This window comes from Arthrobacter sp. ES3-54, assembly GCF_029504395.1.
Classification (GTDB): domain Bacteria; phylum Actinomycetota; class Actinomycetes; order Actinomycetales; family Micrococcaceae; genus Arthrobacter.
In genome coordinates this window covers 493,634-509,643 of the sequence record NZ_JAQFIF010000001.1, presented here as the reverse complement: position 1 = coordinate 509,643, position 16,010 = coordinate 493,634, and the positions used below count along the sequence as shown (strand labels likewise).

The following is a 16,010-nucleotide window of genomic DNA, read 5'->3' as shown; positions in this document are numbered from 1 at the left end:
CTCATGGGCTGAATACGGACTGAAAGGCTCTGCTATGGACTGGATCGTCTGGCTCGTCGTCATCATCGTGGTGGTTGCTGTGGTCTGGTGGCTGCTGAACCGCAACAAGAGCCGCCCGGGCGCAGATTCCGCCGCAGGCACCAGCAAGGACACCTCTGCCGGCACTTCGGCCGGTCCGACGGCGGCGGCAGGTTCTGCGGCGGCCGCCGGTTCGGCAGCGGCCATGGCCGCGCCGGGCGCAGCGCAGACGTCTGAGCAGACCGCGCCTGAGCCGACCGCGCCTGCCCAGGAGTCGGCGGCCGCCCCCGAGTCGCCCGAGCCCGCGGCCGCCACAGCCCCGACCATCGAGCCGGCCGCCGCAGCCACCTCTACTTCGCCCGAACCCCAAGCCGCCGCGGCTGGTCCGGAAGCAGCAGGTACACCGGGCAGTGCTGAATGGGAGACCCAGTGGTCCGAGACCGCCCCGCCGGCGGATACGCATATTCCAGGGGCCCATCCTGATGCGGCCCACGGCGCACACGCTGCGACTGCGGAACCTGGTGCGGCAGCAGAACCGGCAGCCGCGGCGGGCCATCCGGTCCACCACCCCGAATACACCGAGCCCCACGCGCCGACCCTGCCCGGAGCGGAATCGGCAGCTGCCGAAGCCGTCGAAGACACAGGCACTGGCACGAAGACCGGCACCGGCATGGGCACTGGCACTGGCACGGGCACTGCGATGCCTGCCGCGGCCGGCCCCGGGTCGCTCGCTGACGCAGAAACGACGCAGACGGCAACCTCGTCCGCGTCGGCCGAGGCCTTCGCAAGCCACACGGCCGAGCCCAGCGGCCATCTCGCCACTGACCAGCCTTATGGCGAGGGGTCAGCGGCGCCGGAAGCCGACGGAAGCGGCCCTGCCGGTTTCACCGTCAAGGGCAACGCCTCGTCCATGATCTACCACGACGAGACCAGCCCGGCGTATGAAGAAACCCGGGCAGAGGTCTGGTTTGCCTCCGCAGCCCACGCCGAAGCAGCCGGGTTCCGCCCGCCGCGCCGGACGCGGCAGTAGCTGGCGGCCCAGGCCGGCGTCCCATCTCATCCGGTCCTTTGATGCTCCCCCGTTTGGTTGGCAGGCGCTTCTTTCGCAGGCGCCCTTTCAGCAGGGCGGTGGCCCGGGCCACTGCCCTGGCCGTTACGCTGTTGTTTTTGGTTGCCTGTACCGGCGGCGGACCAACCTCACCCGTGGTCCAGTCAGGAGAGGGCACCGCGACCGGCTCCGGCCCAGCAAGCCCAGCGGCCACACCGCGTGAGCCCACCGTTGCCAGCCGCATAGACGGGTTGCACCTGCCATGGTCCACCGTCTACTTGCCCGACGGCACCGCCATCATTTCCGAGCGCGACACCGCACTGCTCAGGACCATCAAGGGCGGGCAACTGGGTACGCTCGGCAAGGTGCCCGGCGTCGTACCCGGCGGAGAAGGTGGCCTCCTGGGTCTTGCCCTTTCCCCCAACTTTGCCGAAGACCGGTACCTCTATGCCTACTTCACCGCGGCGGCGGACAACAGAATCGCCCGCGTGCGGCTGGAGGAGCGCGGCGGCCGGCTGGAGCTCGGCGCCCTGCAGCCCGTTTTCACAGGGATACCAAAGGCCGGCACGCACAACGGCGGACGGATCCGCTTTGGGCCCGACGGATTCCTCTATGTGGGAACGGGCGACTCGCAGCGCCGCGACCAGCCGCAAAACAAAGCGGCACTGGGCGGAAAGATCCTCCGGCTCACCGCCGACGGCCGGCCGGCGCCGGGAAACCCGTTCGGCGAGAACCCGGTCTACAGCCTCGGCCACAGGAACGTCCAGGGGTTGGCCTGGGACAGCGCGGGCCGGCTGTGGGCCAGCGAATTCGGCCCCACCGTCGACGACGAGCTCAACCTGATCGTGCCCGGCGGCAACTACGGCTGGCCGGAAGTAACAGGCGCCCCGCACCGCTCCGGCTTTCTGGATGCCAAAGTGGTGTGGCCGTCCACAGCGGAATCGTCCCCCAGCGGACTGGAAATTGTCGGCAGTACCGCCTATCTGGGCGCCCTGCGCGGCCAGAGACTCTGGGTTGTTCCCCTCCAGGGCGAATTCGCCGAAGAACCTGTGAGCTATTTCACGGGAAAGTACGGCCGGGTGCGCAACGTTTCTCTGGCTCCTGACGGCCGGCTATGGCTCCTCAGCAACGGCCAAAACCCTGATTTCGCGCTGATTTTGGACCTTCATGGCTAGCCGCAACCGCCCCGCACCGCCCGATTTCACACGACAGCCAATCTCGTGTAGAGTTTCATGTCGTTGCGGAGAACAACGAGGGAAATAAAAAGCCCGCGGGGAACGAAACAACAGCTGCACCTCTAGCTCAACTGGCAGAGCAATTGACTCTTAATCAATGGGTTCCGGGTTCGAGTCCCGGGGGGTGCACCACAGAGAAACCTCGTCCTGCAGGCCTAGCGGCCAGCGGGACGGGGTTTCTTTTTGCCACAATTCCTCCGAGGGGATATTTATGGGCTATTTATTCTGGCCCGACCCCCGGCAGCGGAAGCCCAAGGCCGCCCATACAGCTTCGATCCCGTCCCAGAAAAGTCGGCAAATCACATCGGTGGCGCGAAGCACATCAGACGTGAATGCCCTGTCGGGTTTGGCTAAAATCGCCTGCGCCCGACGCATCATCGTCGCGTTGAGTCTCTGTAAGCGGCATCGATGAACTCGGCTTCCAACGCCTTGGCAGACCCCTTGCCCTTACTTCGGCCAGGACTGGCTGCGCTAAATGTTGACGGCACGAGAAGGCACTCAAGAACTCGTCTCGGATCAACAGTGGCAAGGACGGGAAGCGCCTCAAAGACGGGGTACACGGCGACATGCCTTTTCGCTGCAGATCCCGCGGCTCATGTCAGTGAAACATGGGCACCGTGAAGGCGCCTCGCGTCCGTGGATGTCGGAGGTCAATTCTACTATCCGGTGAGGAGGACATCGCCTCATATACTTCTGGGTGAGTTTCGGAGAAGCGATGACGACGGCTGACGATTTCTACGGGCATTACTCGCTGACGGGAAAGGCTGGCTGGTACGAGCGGCTGGGACCTCTGCGTCAAGCAATCATCCGGTGCGACGGTCCCGCCGTCATCCAGATACTGAAAGCGCGATGTTCGATTGATCCTGAGGACCCGGGCGCCTGCTGGCTCTGGAAGGGGGCCGTCCGCGCCGGCTATGGCTACATTGGCCGCAAGGAAACGAACCGTTTGGCGCATCGTGTGGTTTTGGAGGCCGCGCGTTCCTTTATCCAGGAAATCGGGGGGCTGAGTGTCCATCACAAGTGTGGCATCCGGCTCTGCGGAATCCCCGAGCACCTCGTACTGGCGACACACGCCGAGAACACAGCAGAAATGCTGGGGCGACGCGCCTACCTGCAACGCATTGCTGACTTGGAAGGCGCCCTGCGCGTGCTCGCACCTGGGCATCTGCTGCTTGCCAAGGCACCCAGACCTTTGCTCAATGACATGTAGGCCTTCCGAGATGACGGCGATCCCAAGAGCCGAATGCCTCCACATTGGCCGAAGATCCTGAAGTCAATGTGGCTGCTACGGTAATTGTGGTGGGTCCGGAATTGCTCTCCGGAAGCCGAGGGATGCAGGAACATTACCGATGCTGCGCTGGCATACCGCGCCGTCCGGGAACAGTGCACCCGGCGCTGACAGCACCAACGCCGCCCGCGAACGCCCCGGCCTGATCCCGAAGCCCTGGCCTAACGCGGTCCTGTGCGCCGTCAGCATCCCGGTCATCGACCTGAAGACCGGAGATGTGGTCAAGCCATGAGCAGCGAATCGTTCGGTTAGGATCAAGAAAGTTGGCCGCCGATCCGCGGCCCGTCATTGGGGGAACAGTGAACATTTCACGCACCGCTGCGGCGGTCCTGCTGGCCGCTGCCAGCCTGCTGGCACCCGTCCCGGCTCACGCCGCCCCGACGCTAGCGCCTTCGCCTGTTGTCACGCCGACGCCGTCTCCGATCCCAACCCCCTCGCCCATCGAGGTCAAGTGGACTTCCATCGGAGCTTCGCTGGGTCGACTCGGAAGCAAAGTCGGCACCGAAGTCAGTGGGCTCACCAATGGTGGCTCCATGCAGAGGTACGACCACGGTTCGATCTACTACACGAAGGCAACCGGCGCTCACGTGATTGAGGGCAGCATCGGTGCCAAGTGGATCGCCGCCGGAGCGCAGAAGAGCTTCCTCGGCTACCCAACTAATGACATCCGGTCCGGCCTGAAGAACGGCGGCTCGGCGCAGAGTTTTGTCACCGGCACGATCGCCGCTTCCCCCGCAACCGGCGTGCACACCGCCAGGGGAGGAATCGGCCAAAAGTGGATTGCGGCCGGGTCCCAGAATGGGGTGCTCGGGTACCCGATCACCGATGAAATCCCCGAAGTCAACGGCGGCGAGTTCCGCAGGGGCGATGTCTACCAGAAGTATCAGGGTGGTTCCATCTACTGGGACCCCGTACGTCAGGCCCGGATCATACGCGGCGCTATCGGCAGCTTGTGGGCATCACAAGGTGCAGGGCTCGGCAAGCTGGGTTACCCAATCGGCGATGAGATCGGCGGACAACCACGTGGCGGCGTTGTCCAGCAGTTTCAGAAGGGCAGCCAAACTCCAGAAATATACTGGTCCCCCGCAACCGGTGCCCACTACGTCCTGGGAGGCATCCAGCACGCGTGGGGAATACCCTACATCTTCGACAAGATCGGCTACCCGATCACCAATGAGATCGGCGGACTAAAAAACGGCGGCGTCTACCAGCTGTTCCAGTTCAAGAACGGTGCCATCTACTACTCCCCCGGAAGCGGTGGCTGGCCCGTTCTCGGAGCGATCCGGGGCGCATGGGCAGCGACCGGTGCAGAACGCGGTCGCCTCGGCTACCCGACGTCCGTCGAATTCCTCTCCTTCGGCGTTACTGTTCAGAACTTCCAAAACGGCTCCATCAGCTACACCCCGACGCATGGCACCTCCGTGAACATCTGGCTGTAGAGGTGTCGTACTTGCGGGACCCGGCCGTGGAAACCAGCACCGGGTTCGCCAACACCCCGGCAGGCAGGGAGGACCCGGACCACCAGGTCGAGCGTCACTTCCTCCTGGAAGTTACGGTCGGTGAATCCACGGCCCGGGTCGAGGAGTTCCATAGCCGCATGGAAGGAGAGGAGGGCGCCGGCCTCATTGAGAAAGTCGGGCCGTTCGTGAGCTTCTCCCCTGACGATCTGACCCCGGAGATGGCCCGCGACACCCTGACCGCATTGACGCAGCTGCTGGAAAAGTACCGCGCCACAGCCTGACCGGAGAGCTTTCCTGTCCCTGCCCCACACATGGGGTGCATGGAACCCTTCCGCACCATCACGACTCCCGAAGAACTCGCCGCCCTGCGCATCGACTCGATCGTCTGCCCGCCGCGCTTCCCTGGCTCCGCCTACCGGAAAGCCTGGGCCGGCCTGACCCCCAACGAGGGACGCAGCGACATCTTTGTCGGGTTCGGATCGCCCCGCGAATGGGACATCAACGAGGTGTGGACCATCCTGACCATGCACTGCCCTGTGGGCGCCCCTGAAGCGTGGGTCCTGTAGGATCCTGCAGCGGCCGCGCCGGCGCCGTTGAAACCGAGTGCGTGGACGTCCGTCATCAAGTACCGCCGTCCGGCGACGAAGGCACACACGTCCCTGGGCTACGCCAAAGCGGCGGTCACCCACCGGGTGCACGATTCCAGGGGCGTGGCCGAAGACATGTCGATCCAGGAGCTGAACCCTGCCTCCGGAAACTTCGAGCCCCTGTTCATTATCCCCAAGGGGACGCTCAAATCCCAGCTGCCCTGGTATCGGAAAGAAACGCCATGAACCCGTACCGTGTTGTCCGCTCAGAGGCGGAGCTCGAAGCCGTCGCCACCGATTCCCTCGTGTCCGATTCCCTCGTGTCCGGCGCCTTCTGCCTCCGGTCCATCCACGAGAAGGCCGGACCCAACGCGTGGGTCGAGCCTGGATCGGAAGAGACGATCCCGACCTCGGCCGTCTGGGAAATGCTCACCGGCGCCTACGAAACGATCATCTTGGATGAGGACCGGGAAGTCTGGGTCCTCATCGACGCCGCGGCGCCGCAGCCGGTCCGGCCGCCCCGCGGTGAAGACTCCCCTGACTTCGTCACGCGTGCCCGGCTCGGTGACCGCAACACCGAATGGGTCATCCACGCGAGCCTGGCTGAAGCCCGGGCTGAGATCGAATCCCTGATCGGCGCCGGGATCGCCGCCGACAACATGCTCATCTACGCCCGCACGGACAAGAACCGCATCGACTTCTACCCCGTCGAGCACATCAAGGCCGGCACCTCAGCCGGTGCCTTGCCTTGCCTTGGTAGACAGGATCGCTATCATGTAGCCACAGCATCTGCGCTGTGCCCGTGACCGGAGGTTCAGCGATGCCTCAGTACCCCGACGACGTTATCCGCCACACCCGCGAGGACCTGATCCAGGCGCTAGCCGACGAACTCGGCTCCACGCCTGATGACGCCAGGATCCATGACGCCTTCGAACAGATCATCGACGAGTTGGCCTTCGCCTCCTTTGACCCTGACGCGGTGTACGCACGGTACTTCCGCGACGGGCCGGTCGCCTCGGATCTGGACCTGCTCGCCGTGAGGGGCTGGGCCAAAGGCCGGCTACTGCTCTAGCTGGCTCCGGTTCCGCCGGGCGGTGAGGGCTGCGGGGTTCTCCGCACACATGAGGGGCTGAACAGCCCCGATTGGAGATCCATGACTGACATCAAGCTGAAGCCCGTGACCCCTGGCAAGCTGAACAGGCCCGCCTGGTTCCGCACCCGCACAGCCGAACTCGGCCCGGACCACAAGGTCGGCGAGGGTGCCGCGTCGCTGCTGACCGCCGACGTCTACCTGGACGGCGAACGCATCGGTTCCGTCACGGGCGCGCTCAAACCCAACAGCGCCGTCCGCGAATGGACCCCGGACCGGATCGGGGCCACCATCAAGCAGCACGGCACCACCCGGTTCCACGCCATCGACGCCCTCGTCCGGACCCAGCTGACCGACCTCCAGCAGCACCCGATCGCACACCTGGCTGCCGCCTGATGAGTCTCAGGGCAGCTAATTCGTCAGCCGCTCTCCCTGGGACATCCAAACACGCGCAGTAACGTCCATGTAGTCCGACTGGCATCGATGCGCCGCATCATCAATGAGCGCCCCGGCCTTCTCGTCCGGCGCGGTGATGGCGAACCCGAAACCAAGTTGGTGGTCGTCAATTTGCGTCACCGGATCGGGAACAGCCCCGCTCGCCTCCACACAGCGGTGTGCGTCGGACACTGCCGTGCGGTATTCCTACTCCGAGACCCGGAGGTCCGCAAGCAAGTCTTGCGGGTACGGGCTGGTTCCGGCCCTCAGCTGCACTTTCTGATCGTCAGAAAGGTGCTCGGCGCATCCGGCCAGTGCCAGCAGAAGAACAGAAACGGCGAGTAGTCCCCCAACTTTCCTCATAGTTCAGAATCCTACCTTGGCCCCTCGAGCGTGGCTTCCGCCTTGGCGATGAGCCGAAGCCCCGGCTCTGCACACATGGTCTGCAGATGATGGCCTTTGAGCGCGTGCTGCGGGCGGCGGATAACGCGCCCCTAGAGCGGCAATTCGTGAGGCGTCGGCATTAGAGGTGGCGAAGGTAGCGCTCGGGTGCTTCAAGAAACGATCGCATGTTCGTGACCATTTCCAAGTCTGACCATGCCCGAGGCCGTAGACCCCAAGGTCCGGCTTCCAGGATCTGCGCCCCAGGCAGGGCTGCCAGTACGGGCGAGTGCGTAGACATGATGACCTGCGAGTTGCCCGCGGCCAACAAGTCCTTCAAGACGGCGAGGAGGGTAAGGCATCCGTTGAAGGACAACGCGGATTCGGGTTCATCGAGCACCCACAATCCGTGCCCCCGAAAGCGGTCCACGGCCAGCTCCAAGAAAGACTCGCCATGTGACATGTCATGGAATGGGATGTCCCCGGTCCTGCTCGGATTTTTCTCGAGGTAGGTGAAAAAGCCGTGCATGGTTTCGGCGCGCAGGAAGTAGCCCCGTCTGGCGGTGCCGGCGTTCCGGAGCAGGTGGAGATGATTAGGAAAGCTCAGATTCCGTGGACCTGGTGGTGTGCCGCGCTCCAGTTGATCCCCCTTCCGGTGACAAGCCGTAGGCCAAGGCGATGGCCTCCACAAGCGTGGATTTACCTGACCCGTTTTCGCCGACCAGGATGGTGGCGGATGTCAGATCGAGTCCTTGGTCGAGGACCTGGGCGACGGGGGCCAGGGAGGCTGGCCAGATCCGGCGGTCCAGAACGTTGCTCGGATCCTCTGTTAGTCGTCGGATTGGATAGTCGTGCAGGGACATGCGCCTATTCTTGCAGGCCCCAAACATGGCCCCTGCGGCCAGCGTCCTCAGCCACCGTCGCGCTTCCCTCCTAAACTCAAGGCATGACGCGTGCTCCTGAGCTCGTCGTCGCTCTGAAGGCCGCCATTACCGAGGGCCTCAACGCTCACGACCTGCTCGGCGTCATGGACCACGGGGCGCCCGAGGACGAGCACGACTTCGGAGATGGCCGCCTTGCCTGCGGACCTGCAGGCAATCAGCCAGCACAGCCGTGCAGTCCTCGTGAGAGCAGGACGCCCAGACGGAACTGCCTACAGTTCGACAGGTGCTGAACGCCGCATCTCAGCGGCCTTGTTCGCCGGCTTGCGGCGCGGAAAGCCTCCCGCAACAGCGAAGATTACGACGCAGGCGACCGGGATGGCCAGAGCGTCGGGCGCCACCGGGCTGAAGTTTCTGACGACCCAGGTGACGGCCAAGCCCACCGGAATTGCCGCGGCAATTCTCGGCCAAAACTTCCAGCCATTCAGGGCCTGTCGGTGCCTTGCGGTCCCCATGCCCAGAGCATAGCTGCGCATGCGTGCCGCCAGGTAGAGGCATTGCTGCGACCCCGGCGTCGATCCGCCCGGCAGTCGGCTGAGTTCATGACCCGAAGCGCTCAGGGGGCTTCTTTTTCGAAGAACAGAGCCATGACGTCGGCCGGCCAGTCCGTCGCGCGACTCGTTTCCTTGTCGACGTGGGCAACGGTCATGACGCAGCGCGACACGTTCGTTCCGCCGGAATCGACCATGGCGCACTCGATAAGCGCATCGGGCCCGCGGAACTCGCGCACGAACGACGTGATGGTGATCTCCTGATCGCCCCGAGCAGGCCGCAGAAAGTCGATCTCCATCCTCCGGACCCAGACCATGAACGGCAATGTGCCCAGGGTCTCCAGATCCCAACCGACATAGTCCCGCAGGCCCTCCATCCGGTGATCTGCGTAATAGGTCGCGTATTCCCCTGTGCTCACGTGGTTGTAGGGGTCGAGCTCGGAGAACTTGACCCGGTGCGTGCTCTTGTAAACGATCGGTACCTTCGCCATTCAGCCCACCTTCGCTTGCCATAATATTGCTCGGCGAACCCGCAAGCGAGCCGATCCGACCCAGCGGTCAGGAGCCCGCATCCCCGTCTGAGGAGCCGCCCTGTGACCGGTCCTCGCCTCAGGCCAGCAGGAATTCGCACCAGAAGCGGTAGTGGTCCGAGATCCGCCAGGACACCTCGCTGCGGCTCAGGCCCCGGAACACTTGCGGGACGAAGTCAAAGGTGCCGGCCTGCTGCCCGTAGGTCCGACCCTGCAGCTGGGAGGTGCCGTCAGGTTTGGAGAACCAGGCCAGCTGGTCGTAGAAGTGCTTGGTCTTGTCGTCGTCGAAGATCGTCCGCGGGACCGCGTTCAGTTCGGTCGGCGGCCACAGGCCCGTGGAGATGAACGCTTCGTAGAGCGGGTCGCCGATCCGGTCCAGGTTGAAGTCACCGAGCACGATGAGGTTGGAGTTCTTGTCGTTGGGCCGGACCGCCCAGTCATGCATCCACTGGGCGAACTCGGTGATCTCCGGCAGGCGCTCCGTTGGGTTCTTGCCCTAGAGGATGTGGACGGACGCGAGGGTGAACTCCACCCCGGCCCTGGAGAAGCTGGCGGTGTACGGGGTGCGGGCGAACTGGCGCTGCGGGTCATCCCCGCGATCGGCGGCAGCACGATCTCCCCGACCAGGCCCGCGGGCTGGACCCGGGTGCTGTCGTACAGGAAGGCGAGGCGTTGGCCGTTGCCGGATGCCCCTTCGGTCGCATCCGAGATGATGACCTGCCAGTGGGGGCCAAGGCTGGCCAGGAGCCGTTTTGAGGGCCGCGGGGTTGCGGCGGGATTCCTGGACGGCGACGACGTCGAAGCGGGAGATCACCTCGGCCAGGCAGGCGATGGCGTGCCAGTCCCGCTTGGGCGAGTCCTTGGGCCCGGCCAGCCATTTGGCGGTCAGGTCACCCAGGGCCCGGATGTTCCAGGTCCCGACCAGAAGGTTGGACGCGGTCCTGGCGGGGATGGCGGCGGCCAGGGCTGCCCGCAGCCGGTCCAGGTCTTCGGTTACCGCTGCCGGCAGCTGCTCAGTCATGGCTCCATGCAAGCAGACAGGCGGAGGGAAGCAAGCAGGCGCACCGGGGCCTGTCCCCCGAAGCCGCGGCCGGGGCTACAGCTGCCGGCCCCGCCGATCCCAGTCGGACCGGCGGGCTTCGTCCTCATCCCAGAAGGGTGCGTCGTTCCTCCGGACCCGGAGCAGATGCGCGAATTGGATCACGCTGATTGTGAACCAGACCGTGTAGATCCAGAAAGACAGGACGTCCAATCCATCGTCCGGCCACAGCTTGTTGAGGGTGAGCAATGCACTGATCACAATCTGCCCACCGGCGGACCAGGCTCCGAACTTCCACGAGCCGCGAGTCATCCGCGGCTCCATTCGCTTGCCCTCAGTGGTCGGCATGAGTCAGACCTCCGGGTGTTTCGGGTCTTTGCCTCGTTCTCGCCAATAGTCATTCTGCTGCTCCCGTAGAAACCTCACGAAGTACACCATCGCGGTCACCAATACGATGACCTGAAAGGCTAAGAGCATCCACGTGAGCCACTCCCATTGTTCGGTGCGCAACGCCGGGATTAGCCCCCGTATCAGGGAAACGGCAGCCCCACGACCAAGACGACTAAAACCGGTGGAGGGAGCGGGGTTCGCTGTCGCTGCGGAGTGCTCATGGCTCACCCTCCGGGTTCCAAATGAGAAGTGAACCGCCGACGGCTAGCCGCAGCCTCGGGCTCCTGCGGCCCCTGATCCCAAAGTCCACGCCCTAGAGCCGATCTTCGATGAGCGTCAAGCCAGGCTCCCCGGTAGAAAACTGCAGCCGGCCCTTATCTGTCCCAAGGGCCACGATCTTCCAGTTCTTCTTCAGCTCGGGAGGCCGCTTCGGGGGCGGCTCGATCTGGCCTTGGCTCACGGCCTCGGAGAACACAGTGATCTTGCCTTCGGGCTCACCCTTGTCGATGTAGTCCGGCTGGAACTTGAAGGTGCCGGTGCCGATTTCGGCGAAGCCCGGCAACCAGCGGCCGCGAAGGGAATCGGGATGCGAGTCCGCGTACCGGAGTGCGCATTCGATGACGCCGCGCTCGGCGTCGCGAGCCAGCCGCTCCTTCCGTTCAGGGGCTGCCTTGCGGACCAGCACGACCGATCCAAGGCCCATGAGTACAACAACTAACGCCGTGGAGCCCCAGAAGCCCAAGTCATCGCGAAAGACGTTCGAGGCCAAGGTTGCTACGAAGAGCAACCAGAACTGCGAGGATACAGCCGCCTTTTCCCACCTGCCCCGGGGTGAGGGCTTTAGCATCTCGACGGCCATGTCCTTGGCCATTACCCTTTTCGGCGCCGCAGCCAGAGGACGATCCCGGCACCGGCAATGATCACGAAGAAAATACCTGTCACGACAAACACCCAGGTGGGGTCCCCTCCGCCCGGATTTGGCAAAGCTCCCTCAACCATGATGACTCCTCTACGTTGATCGTTGCCGCACCGCTCACACGAGCCGTGGGCGGTGCGGCAACGAATACATCTGTTCCGTACCTTGCATGCCCGCACTTCTATGGGCGCGTCGGCCGCTCATGGGCGGTAGGTTGTACGGCGATGCGGCCCCACTTGTACGCGCTGTAAACGGCTAGTATTGCTGCGCCGGCGCCGATCCACTGCGACTGACCGTCGAATAGGCATACGAGCACAGCCGCGAGAAGAATCACCGTGCCTGCCATAAATGCTTTCCGTCGACTCGAGGGTTCCATTTGATGCCCTACCTTCCGCCGTAGAACGAACTGGTGTCTCTCGTGTCAACCCCCGCCAGGCAGGCGTCATAGAAATTCATCGACGATGCTCCCCCCAACAAACATCGTGCCTCCAGACTTGGAAGTGAGTGATGACGCTCACTTTAGGCACGGGTTTTGTCCAATGACTAGAGAAGTATGCTTGTCATTTTCATGACAAATAATCAGGCTGCCACGGCCGTGTCTTATTCCGCATTGCCGCTAGCCGCTCCCTGAGCTGTATTAGTGGTTTCGCGAGGGCGGCTCGTCATGCGGGCCCGAAAGGGTCCCGGTGGAGCTTTTTGGTCCCGATTCATTATTCCCAAACACGTGAGTTGAAAGTAGTGTCCACCCTGGGGGAACAATCAGGCGGGGGAACTGTCTCAGCCGGCGCGTCAAGCCCGACATCACCGGTCCGAGGCAGCGCCAAGCGCTGCGGAAAAATGAGGTCTGCAGTGTTCAAGAAACGCCCGCTCACGCTCGCCATGGCCTTCCTGGCCCTCGCAGGCAGCGCCGTCGCCGTTTCCGCGCCCGTTGAAGCGGCCGGATACACCACCGGCGGGGCCATCGGCTCCCTTTACAACTCCCAGGGACGCACCCTCGGGGCACCGACTTCCAACGAGTACAGCGGCCACGCGGACCGGGTCCAGAACTTCCGGTATGGGCTCATCTACTGGTCGCGGGCAACCGGCGCCCATTCGGTCCGTGGCGGGATCCTCGGTGAATACAGGAGCCAGGGCTCCGACGCCGGCAAGCTCGGGCTGCCGATCACCGAGGAAAAGCGGACGGTCGGAGGTGGCGTCTATCAGCAGTTCAAGGGCGGGATCATCTACTGGACGCCGGCAACCGGCGCCCATGCCACGTTGGGGGCGATCCGCTCCGCGTATGCCCAGTACGGTGCAGAACGGTACGTCATGGGGTTCCCCACCTCAAGTGAGATCAGCGTCAAGAACGCGGGTGCAAGCTTCGTCTACCAAAACTTCGAGCACGGCATGATCTCCTGGAACGGCGTGCGGGTGCCTGTTTTCAACGAAGACCCGAGCCATGCCCACGCCGTGTTCGGCGACTTCTACAAGGAGTATCTCGCAGCGGGAGGGGTCAAGGTTGTCGGCTAGATCTCCGAGGACCAGGTCATCGGACAGCCCGACGGAATGTCCGGAGCCACAGTCGTTGCCGGCCAGTGGTTCCAGAACGGCGGCATCGTCTACAAGACCGGCGCAGGAGTCCACTACCTCCCCAACGCCTGGCTGGACGCAATCACCCCGAGGTGGAGGCGACCCTCGGATACCCCACGAGCGGTGTCCACGACGTGGTCGGCGGGACGGCGGTGACCTTCGAGAACGGGTTTATCGCGCTTAGCCCGGACGGAAAGTTCACGGTCTTCCCGAAGACTGCGCCGACAGCACAGAGCGGAACGCAGAAAGGCTCTCTGATTCCAGGCCTGACCGGGCGAGCCGGCCTTATCCCCTGATAGATGAGGGAAACCGCCGGTCCGGGCATCTCTCGGGCCGGCGGCCGCACATTCGTTTCACATCAACCACAAGAGGAAATGGTTCCAGTGTCAGCGTTACGCGACCCGCGTTTCTGGGGGCCCGATGGTCGTGTCGGCGTTATTACACAAGGGGAGTCGACCAATCGTCTGATTCTGGTTTATCCGGACGCGCTCGGGACTTGGACCTTCACAGCAAGCTCTTCTCCGGAAGAGGAGATGCTTGATTTCTACCCTGCATCGGACCAAGCAGCTGAAGAGATCATCGCCGAACTAGGCATCCTCCGGTTGGTCCGGAGGATGCAAGAGGAACGACTTGAAAGACTGACCTTTGATCAGCGGTCGCATCTGGGCGAGGACACATCCATCCGTGGGATGTTGGGCGAACGCATCCATAGACTCTTCGGGAAGAAATAGAAAAACGACTTGAAATCCTGATCGTAAGCATGCTTAGGATAGTGTTATGGCCGGATCGAACGGCTGCCAACACCAGAGGAGGAAACACCATGGGAATAGGCGACAAGATTGAGAACGCTGCCGAGAAGGCCGGCGGCAAGGCCAAGGAAGCTGCCGGCAACGCCACGGGCGACGACCGCCTGAAGGCCGAAGGCCAGACTGACCAGGCCAAAGGCGATTTGAAGCAGGCCGGCGAGAAGGTCAAGGACGCCTTCAAGAAGGACTGACCCTAACCCAAACGAAGGGCGCATCTCCGACAGAGAGGTGCGCCCTTCGTTGTGCCCGGACCATCACATGACGGCCGACATCACTACTTTTTGGCGCCGCAGACAGAGGACGAAACCGGTGACGACGATAATCACGAAGAAAATACCCGTCACGACAAATACCCAATGTCTCCGACGCCGGCGGCTTTCAACACGCTCTCGCCCCAAGACCCACGGCCGGAGTCAAGTGGCCGCATGACGGGAGCCAACCTCCAGGGCGGATCACTTGCCATTCTGCGACTGGACCGTAGACTCTGCCCATGTCAGGGTCTGGGGGAACACAAACAGTCCGCTGCGTTGCGGCACTCATTGTCGGAATGCTGCTCGGCGGCGGCATGACGGCTTGTGCCTATGAGGATGACGGCGATACGCAGCCGGCGGCGGCCGGGCCAAGCCACCCGCTTGCGCCTTCTCTGCCTGCCAAGGATCCGGGAGTTCTGGGCGTGGAGGCGAGCAACTACGCCGAGCTCCACCAACGCCTGGCAAGGACGCCAGGGTCTGTGCTCCTTGCCGACACCGGGCCGGCCGACGGGCCAGGGATAGGCTTCAGCAAAGCCGCCACCGTGGCGAGTGCTGGCCCATACACCGTCACCGCGGCGTGCGTAGGAACCCCTCGTGCCCAGATTTTCCTTTCCCAGGACACCAAAGGCGGAACCGAACACATGGTGTTCGAAGTCGACTGCTCAAGAGCGCAGTCCCAGATCGTCCAACTGCAGAAGGGGTACGTCAGCGCTCAACTGACCCGGCCCGACCCGACAGGCGCCTGGACCGGGGCAGTGGCCGGGATAAAGATCACGGCCCAGTGAGGCAAAAGCCCGCGGCTGGAGCCGCCACGACCCACGCTTCCCTCCAAGACGGGCGCACCGCGACCCCTTCCTGGCGCCGGGGCCGCGTCATATTTTGTCGGGATTCCCACTCGTTTGAGCAGGGACACGATCACGGCAATGACGACGGCCACCGTGAGGGCGCCGAAGATCACCAGCGCAGGGTTTACCCAAAAAGGGGACAGGGCCGTAGGCGGCGTTGCACTTGTCGTGCATCGGAAAGACAATCGCGCATACGGCGTCCAGGCGCCTCTGGGCACGGACCTTTCCGAACAACCCAGTAGGTAGTAGCCTCTCAATTGCGCCGACGATGGCCAAATAATTGGGGGATTTACATGAACGAGTCGAACGATCTGCACACTGGAACGCTGTACGGCCCGACGGAGTCGGAGGCAGCCGCCTTCCACTTGCAGCAGGGAATGAAGTACCGCCGCAATTCCATAATCATCGGCGTCATCGGCCTGTTCCTGTTCGGTATCGCCATGGGGCTCGTAGCGATCATGATGGCCCGGCGGGCCGAAGCAGCCGGGGTCAAGGCCACCGCCGGAAAGATCCTGGGCGTGCTGGACCTCATCGGTGGCATTATCGTAATCACGATATTCGCCATCAACAGATAACCGGCGGTCCGGGCTTTGGCGTTACGCACCGGACGGGAAGGGGAACCAATGAGCTTTAAGGGCTGGAACCCGCTGGCGCTCCTGCCAGTCGCATTCATAGCCGCCTTCATCGTGC

General features: G+C 63.5%; 24 protein-coding genes, 1 tRNA gene and 1 pseudogene. 18 read left to right on the top strand and 8 right to left on the bottom strand.

Translation table 11 applies throughout. The features are described from left to right. Nucleotides 1–34 precede the first annotated feature (34 nt). From M2428_RS02460 to M2428_RS02405, 12 genes are all read left to right on the top strand, one after another. The gene (locus tag M2428_RS02460) at nucleotides 35–1,048 is read left to right on the top strand and encodes a hypothetical protein (protein WP_277523319.1); all 1,014 of its coding nucleotides are present in this window, start codon (nucleotides 35–37) and stop codon (nucleotides 1,046–1,048) included. A gap of 41 nt (nucleotides 1,049–1,089) precedes the next feature. Further along, complete coding sequence (locus M2428_RS02455) at nucleotides 1,090–2,241, top strand: PQQ-dependent sugar dehydrogenase (RefSeq protein ID WP_277523318.1); 1,152 nt, start codon at nucleotides 1,090–1,092, stop codon at nucleotides 2,239–2,241. Between the two features lie 116 nt (nucleotides 2,242–2,357). Then, a tRNA-Lys gene (locus M2428_RS02450) sits at nucleotides 2,358–2,433 on the top strand. 565 nt (nucleotides 2,434–2,998) lie between these two features. Beyond that, nucleotides 2,999–3,511 (top strand): HNH endonuclease signature motif containing protein, encoded by a 513-nt coding sequence (locus tag M2428_RS02445; RefSeq protein WP_277523317.1) that lies wholly within the window; start codon nucleotides 2,999–3,001, stop codon nucleotides 3,509–3,511. 139 nt (nucleotides 3,512–3,650) lie between these two features. Then, entirely contained in the window at nucleotides 3,651–3,821 is a 171-nt protein-coding gene (locus M2428_RS02440) for a hypothetical protein (RefSeq protein WP_277523316.1), read from the top strand. Then, complete coding sequence (locus tag M2428_RS02435) at nucleotides 3,805–5,028, top strand: hypothetical protein (protein ID WP_277523315.1); 1,224 nt, start codon at nucleotides 3,805–3,807, stop codon at nucleotides 5,026–5,028. The genes M2428_RS02440 and M2428_RS02435 overlap by 17 nt, the downstream gene beginning before the upstream one ends. A gap of 26 nt (nucleotides 5,029–5,054) precedes the next feature. Further along, entirely contained in the window at nucleotides 5,055–5,330 is a 276-nt protein-coding gene (locus tag M2428_RS02430) for a hypothetical protein (RefSeq protein ID WP_277523313.1), read from the top strand. A gap of 39 nt (nucleotides 5,331–5,369) precedes the next feature. Beyond that, nucleotides 5,370–5,615 carry a hypothetical protein gene (locus tag M2428_RS02425; protein WP_277523311.1) on the top strand — a complete coding sequence of 82 codons (246 nt, stop codon included), beginning with the start codon at nucleotides 5,370–5,372 and terminating at the stop codon, nucleotides 5,613–5,615. Between the two features lie 27 nt (nucleotides 5,616–5,642). Further along, complete coding sequence (locus M2428_RS02420) at nucleotides 5,643–5,882, top strand: hypothetical protein (RefSeq protein WP_277523309.1); 240 nt, start codon at nucleotides 5,643–5,645, stop codon at nucleotides 5,880–5,882. After that, complete coding sequence (locus tag M2428_RS02415; RefSeq protein ID WP_277523307.1) at nucleotides 5,879–6,442, top strand: hypothetical protein; 564 nt, start codon at nucleotides 5,879–5,881, stop codon at nucleotides 6,440–6,442. Before M2428_RS02420 ends, M2428_RS02415 begins: the two co-directional genes overlap by 4 nt. 14 nt (nucleotides 6,443–6,456) lie before the next feature. Then, nucleotides 6,457–6,708 (top strand): hypothetical protein, encoded by a 252-nt coding sequence (locus M2428_RS02410; protein WP_277523306.1) that lies wholly within the window; start codon nucleotides 6,457–6,459, stop codon nucleotides 6,706–6,708. Between the two features lie 81 nt (nucleotides 6,709–6,789). Continuing rightward, on the top strand, nucleotides 6,790–7,122 hold the full coding sequence (locus M2428_RS02405) for a hypothetical protein (protein WP_277523303.1): 333 nt from the start codon (nucleotides 6,790–6,792) through the stop codon (nucleotides 7,120–7,122). Between the two features lie 15 nt (nucleotides 7,123–7,137). On the opposite strand, the gene M2428_RS02400 is transcribed toward M2428_RS02405, so the two are convergent. The 8 genes and pseudogenes from M2428_RS02400 to M2428_RS02365 all read right to left on the bottom strand — a co-directional run bounded on the left by M2428_RS02400 (nucleotide 7,138) and on the right by M2428_RS02365 (nucleotide 11,932). Then, a complete protein-coding gene (locus M2428_RS02400; protein ID WP_277523301.1) occupies nucleotides 7,138–7,353 on the bottom strand; it encodes a hypothetical protein in 216 nt (71 codons plus the stop codon). 331 nt (nucleotides 7,354–7,684) lie between these two features. Further along, a pseudogene (locus M2428_RS02395) lies at nucleotides 7,685–8,405 on the bottom strand (AAA family ATPase). 634 nt (nucleotides 8,406–9,039) lie between these two features. Beyond that, nucleotides 9,040–9,465 (bottom strand): thioesterase family protein, encoded by a 426-nt coding sequence (locus M2428_RS02390; protein WP_277523299.1) that lies wholly within the window; start codon nucleotides 9,463–9,465, stop codon nucleotides 9,040–9,042. 118 nt (nucleotides 9,466–9,583) lie between these two features. After that, nucleotides 9,584–9,949, bottom strand: coding sequence for a hypothetical protein (locus M2428_RS02385; RefSeq protein ID WP_277523297.1), 366 nt, complete (start codon nucleotides 9,947–9,949; stop codon nucleotides 9,584–9,586). A gap of 51 nt (nucleotides 9,950–10,000) precedes the next feature. Further along, nucleotides 10,001–10,525 (bottom strand): hypothetical protein, encoded by a 525-nt coding sequence (locus M2428_RS02380; RefSeq protein ID WP_277523295.1) that lies wholly within the window; start codon nucleotides 10,523–10,525, stop codon nucleotides 10,001–10,003. 75 nt (nucleotides 10,526–10,600) lie between these two features. Then, on the bottom strand, nucleotides 10,601–10,855 hold the full coding sequence (locus tag M2428_RS02375) for a hypothetical protein (RefSeq protein ID WP_277523293.1): 255 nt from the start codon (nucleotides 10,853–10,855) through the stop codon (nucleotides 10,601–10,603). A 391-nt stretch (nucleotides 10,856–11,246) separates the two neighbouring features. Beyond that, nucleotides 11,247–11,804: a hypothetical protein gene (locus M2428_RS02370; RefSeq protein WP_277523291.1), complete on the bottom strand. Its 558-nt coding sequence runs from the start codon at nucleotides 11,802–11,804 to the stop codon at nucleotides 11,247–11,249. Beyond that, nucleotides 11,804–11,932: an LPXTG cell wall anchor domain-containing protein gene (locus tag M2428_RS02365; RefSeq protein WP_277523290.1), complete on the bottom strand. Its 129-nt coding sequence runs from the start codon at nucleotides 11,930–11,932 to the stop codon at nucleotides 11,804–11,806. Before M2428_RS02365 ends, M2428_RS02370 begins: the two co-directional genes overlap by 1 nt. Before the next feature lie 766 nt (nucleotides 11,933–12,698). Here M2428_RS02365 and M2428_RS02360 point away from each other — a divergent pair. From M2428_RS02360 to M2428_RS02335, 6 genes are all read left to right on the top strand, one after another. Next, nucleotides 12,699–13,358 carry a hypothetical protein gene (locus M2428_RS02360; protein WP_277523288.1) on the top strand — a complete coding sequence of 220 codons (660 nt, stop codon included), beginning with the start codon at nucleotides 12,699–12,701 and terminating at the stop codon, nucleotides 13,356–13,358. 36 nt (nucleotides 13,359–13,394) lie between these two features. Continuing rightward, entirely contained in the window at nucleotides 13,395–13,574 is a 180-nt protein-coding gene (locus tag M2428_RS02355; RefSeq protein WP_277523286.1) for a hypothetical protein, read from the top strand. 143 nt (nucleotides 13,575–13,717) lie between these two features. Further along, nucleotides 13,718–14,149: a hypothetical protein gene (locus tag M2428_RS02350; protein WP_277523284.1), complete on the top strand. Its 432-nt coding sequence runs from the start codon at nucleotides 13,718–13,720 to the stop codon at nucleotides 14,147–14,149. Nucleotides 14,150–14,238: 89 nt separating this feature from the next. Then, entirely contained in the window at nucleotides 14,239–14,415 is a 177-nt protein-coding gene (locus M2428_RS02345; protein ID WP_277523282.1) for a CsbD family protein, read from the top strand. 299 nt (nucleotides 14,416–14,714) lie between these two features. Beyond that, a complete protein-coding gene (locus M2428_RS02340; RefSeq protein ID WP_277523280.1) occupies nucleotides 14,715–15,260 on the top strand; it encodes a hypothetical protein in 546 nt (181 codons plus the stop codon). Nucleotides 15,261–15,613: 353 nt separating this feature from the next. Next, nucleotides 15,614–15,895, top strand: coding sequence for a hypothetical protein (locus tag M2428_RS02335; RefSeq protein WP_277523277.1), 282 nt, complete (start codon nucleotides 15,614–15,616; stop codon nucleotides 15,893–15,895). Nucleotides 15,896–16,010 lie beyond the last annotated feature (115 nt).

Bases quoted from the DNA above. Each gene is read 5' to 3' on its own strand.
- M2428_RS02380 (WP_277523295.1), bottom strand. From the start codon at position 10,525: ATGACTGAGCAGCTGCCGGCAGCGGTAACCGAAGACCTGGACCGGCTG.
- M2428_RS02460 (WP_277523319.1), top strand. From the start codon at position 35: ATGGACTGGATCGTCTGGCTCGTCGTCATCATCGTGGTGGTTGCTGTG.
- M2428_RS02390 (WP_277523299.1), bottom strand. From the start codon at position 9,465: ATGGCGAAGGTACCGATCGTTTACAAGAGCACGCACCGGGTCAAGTTC.
- M2428_RS02425 (WP_277523311.1), top strand. From the start codon at position 5,370: ATGGAACCCTTCCGCACCATCACGACTCCCGAAGAACTCGCCGCCCTG.
- M2428_RS02385 (WP_277523297.1), bottom strand. From the start codon at position 9,949: ATGCATGACTGGGCGGTCCGGCCCAACGACAAGAACTCCAACCTCATC.
- M2428_RS02455 (WP_277523318.1), top strand. From the start codon at position 1,090: ATGCTCCCCCGTTTGGTTGGCAGGCGCTTCTTTCGCAGGCGCCCTTTC.
- M2428_RS02440 (WP_277523316.1), top strand. From the start codon at position 3,651: ATGCTGCGCTGGCATACCGCGCCGTCCGGGAACAGTGCACCCGGCGCT.
- M2428_RS02345 (WP_277523282.1), top strand. From the start codon at position 14,239: ATGGGAATAGGCGACAAGATTGAGAACGCTGCCGAGAAGGCCGGCGGC.
- M2428_RS02365 (WP_277523290.1), bottom strand. From the start codon at position 11,932: ATGGTTGAGGGAGCTTTGCCAAATCCGGGCGGAGGGGACCCCACCTGG.
- M2428_RS02335 (WP_277523277.1), top strand. From the start codon at position 15,614: ATGAACGAGTCGAACGATCTGCACACTGGAACGCTGTACGGCCCGACG.
- M2428_RS02370 (WP_277523291.1), bottom strand. From the start codon at position 11,804: ATGGCCAAGGACATGGCCGTCGAGATGCTAAAGCCCTCACCCCGGGGC.
- M2428_RS02435 (WP_277523315.1), top strand. From the start codon at position 3,805: ATGTGGTCAAGCCATGAGCAGCGAATCGTTCGGTTAGGATCAAGAAAG.
- M2428_RS02410 (WP_277523306.1), top strand. From the start codon at position 6,457: ATGCCTCAGTACCCCGACGACGTTATCCGCCACACCCGCGAGGACCTG.
- M2428_RS02375 (WP_277523293.1), bottom strand. From the start codon at position 10,855: ATGACTCGCGGCTCGTGGAAGTTCGGAGCCTGGTCCGCCGGTGGGCAG.
- M2428_RS02340 (WP_277523280.1), top strand. From the start codon at position 14,715: ATGTCAGGGTCTGGGGGAACACAAACAGTCCGCTGCGTTGCGGCACTC.
- M2428_RS02415 (WP_277523307.1), top strand. From the start codon at position 5,879: ATGAACCCGTACCGTGTTGTCCGCTCAGAGGCGGAGCTCGAAGCCGTC.
- M2428_RS02350 (WP_277523284.1), top strand. From the start codon at position 13,718: ATGAGGGAAACCGCCGGTCCGGGCATCTCTCGGGCCGGCGGCCGCACA.
- M2428_RS02355 (WP_277523286.1), top strand. From the start codon at position 13,395: ATGTCCGGAGCCACAGTCGTTGCCGGCCAGTGGTTCCAGAACGGCGGC.
- M2428_RS02405 (WP_277523303.1), top strand. From the start codon at position 6,790: ATGACTGACATCAAGCTGAAGCCCGTGACCCCTGGCAAGCTGAACAGG.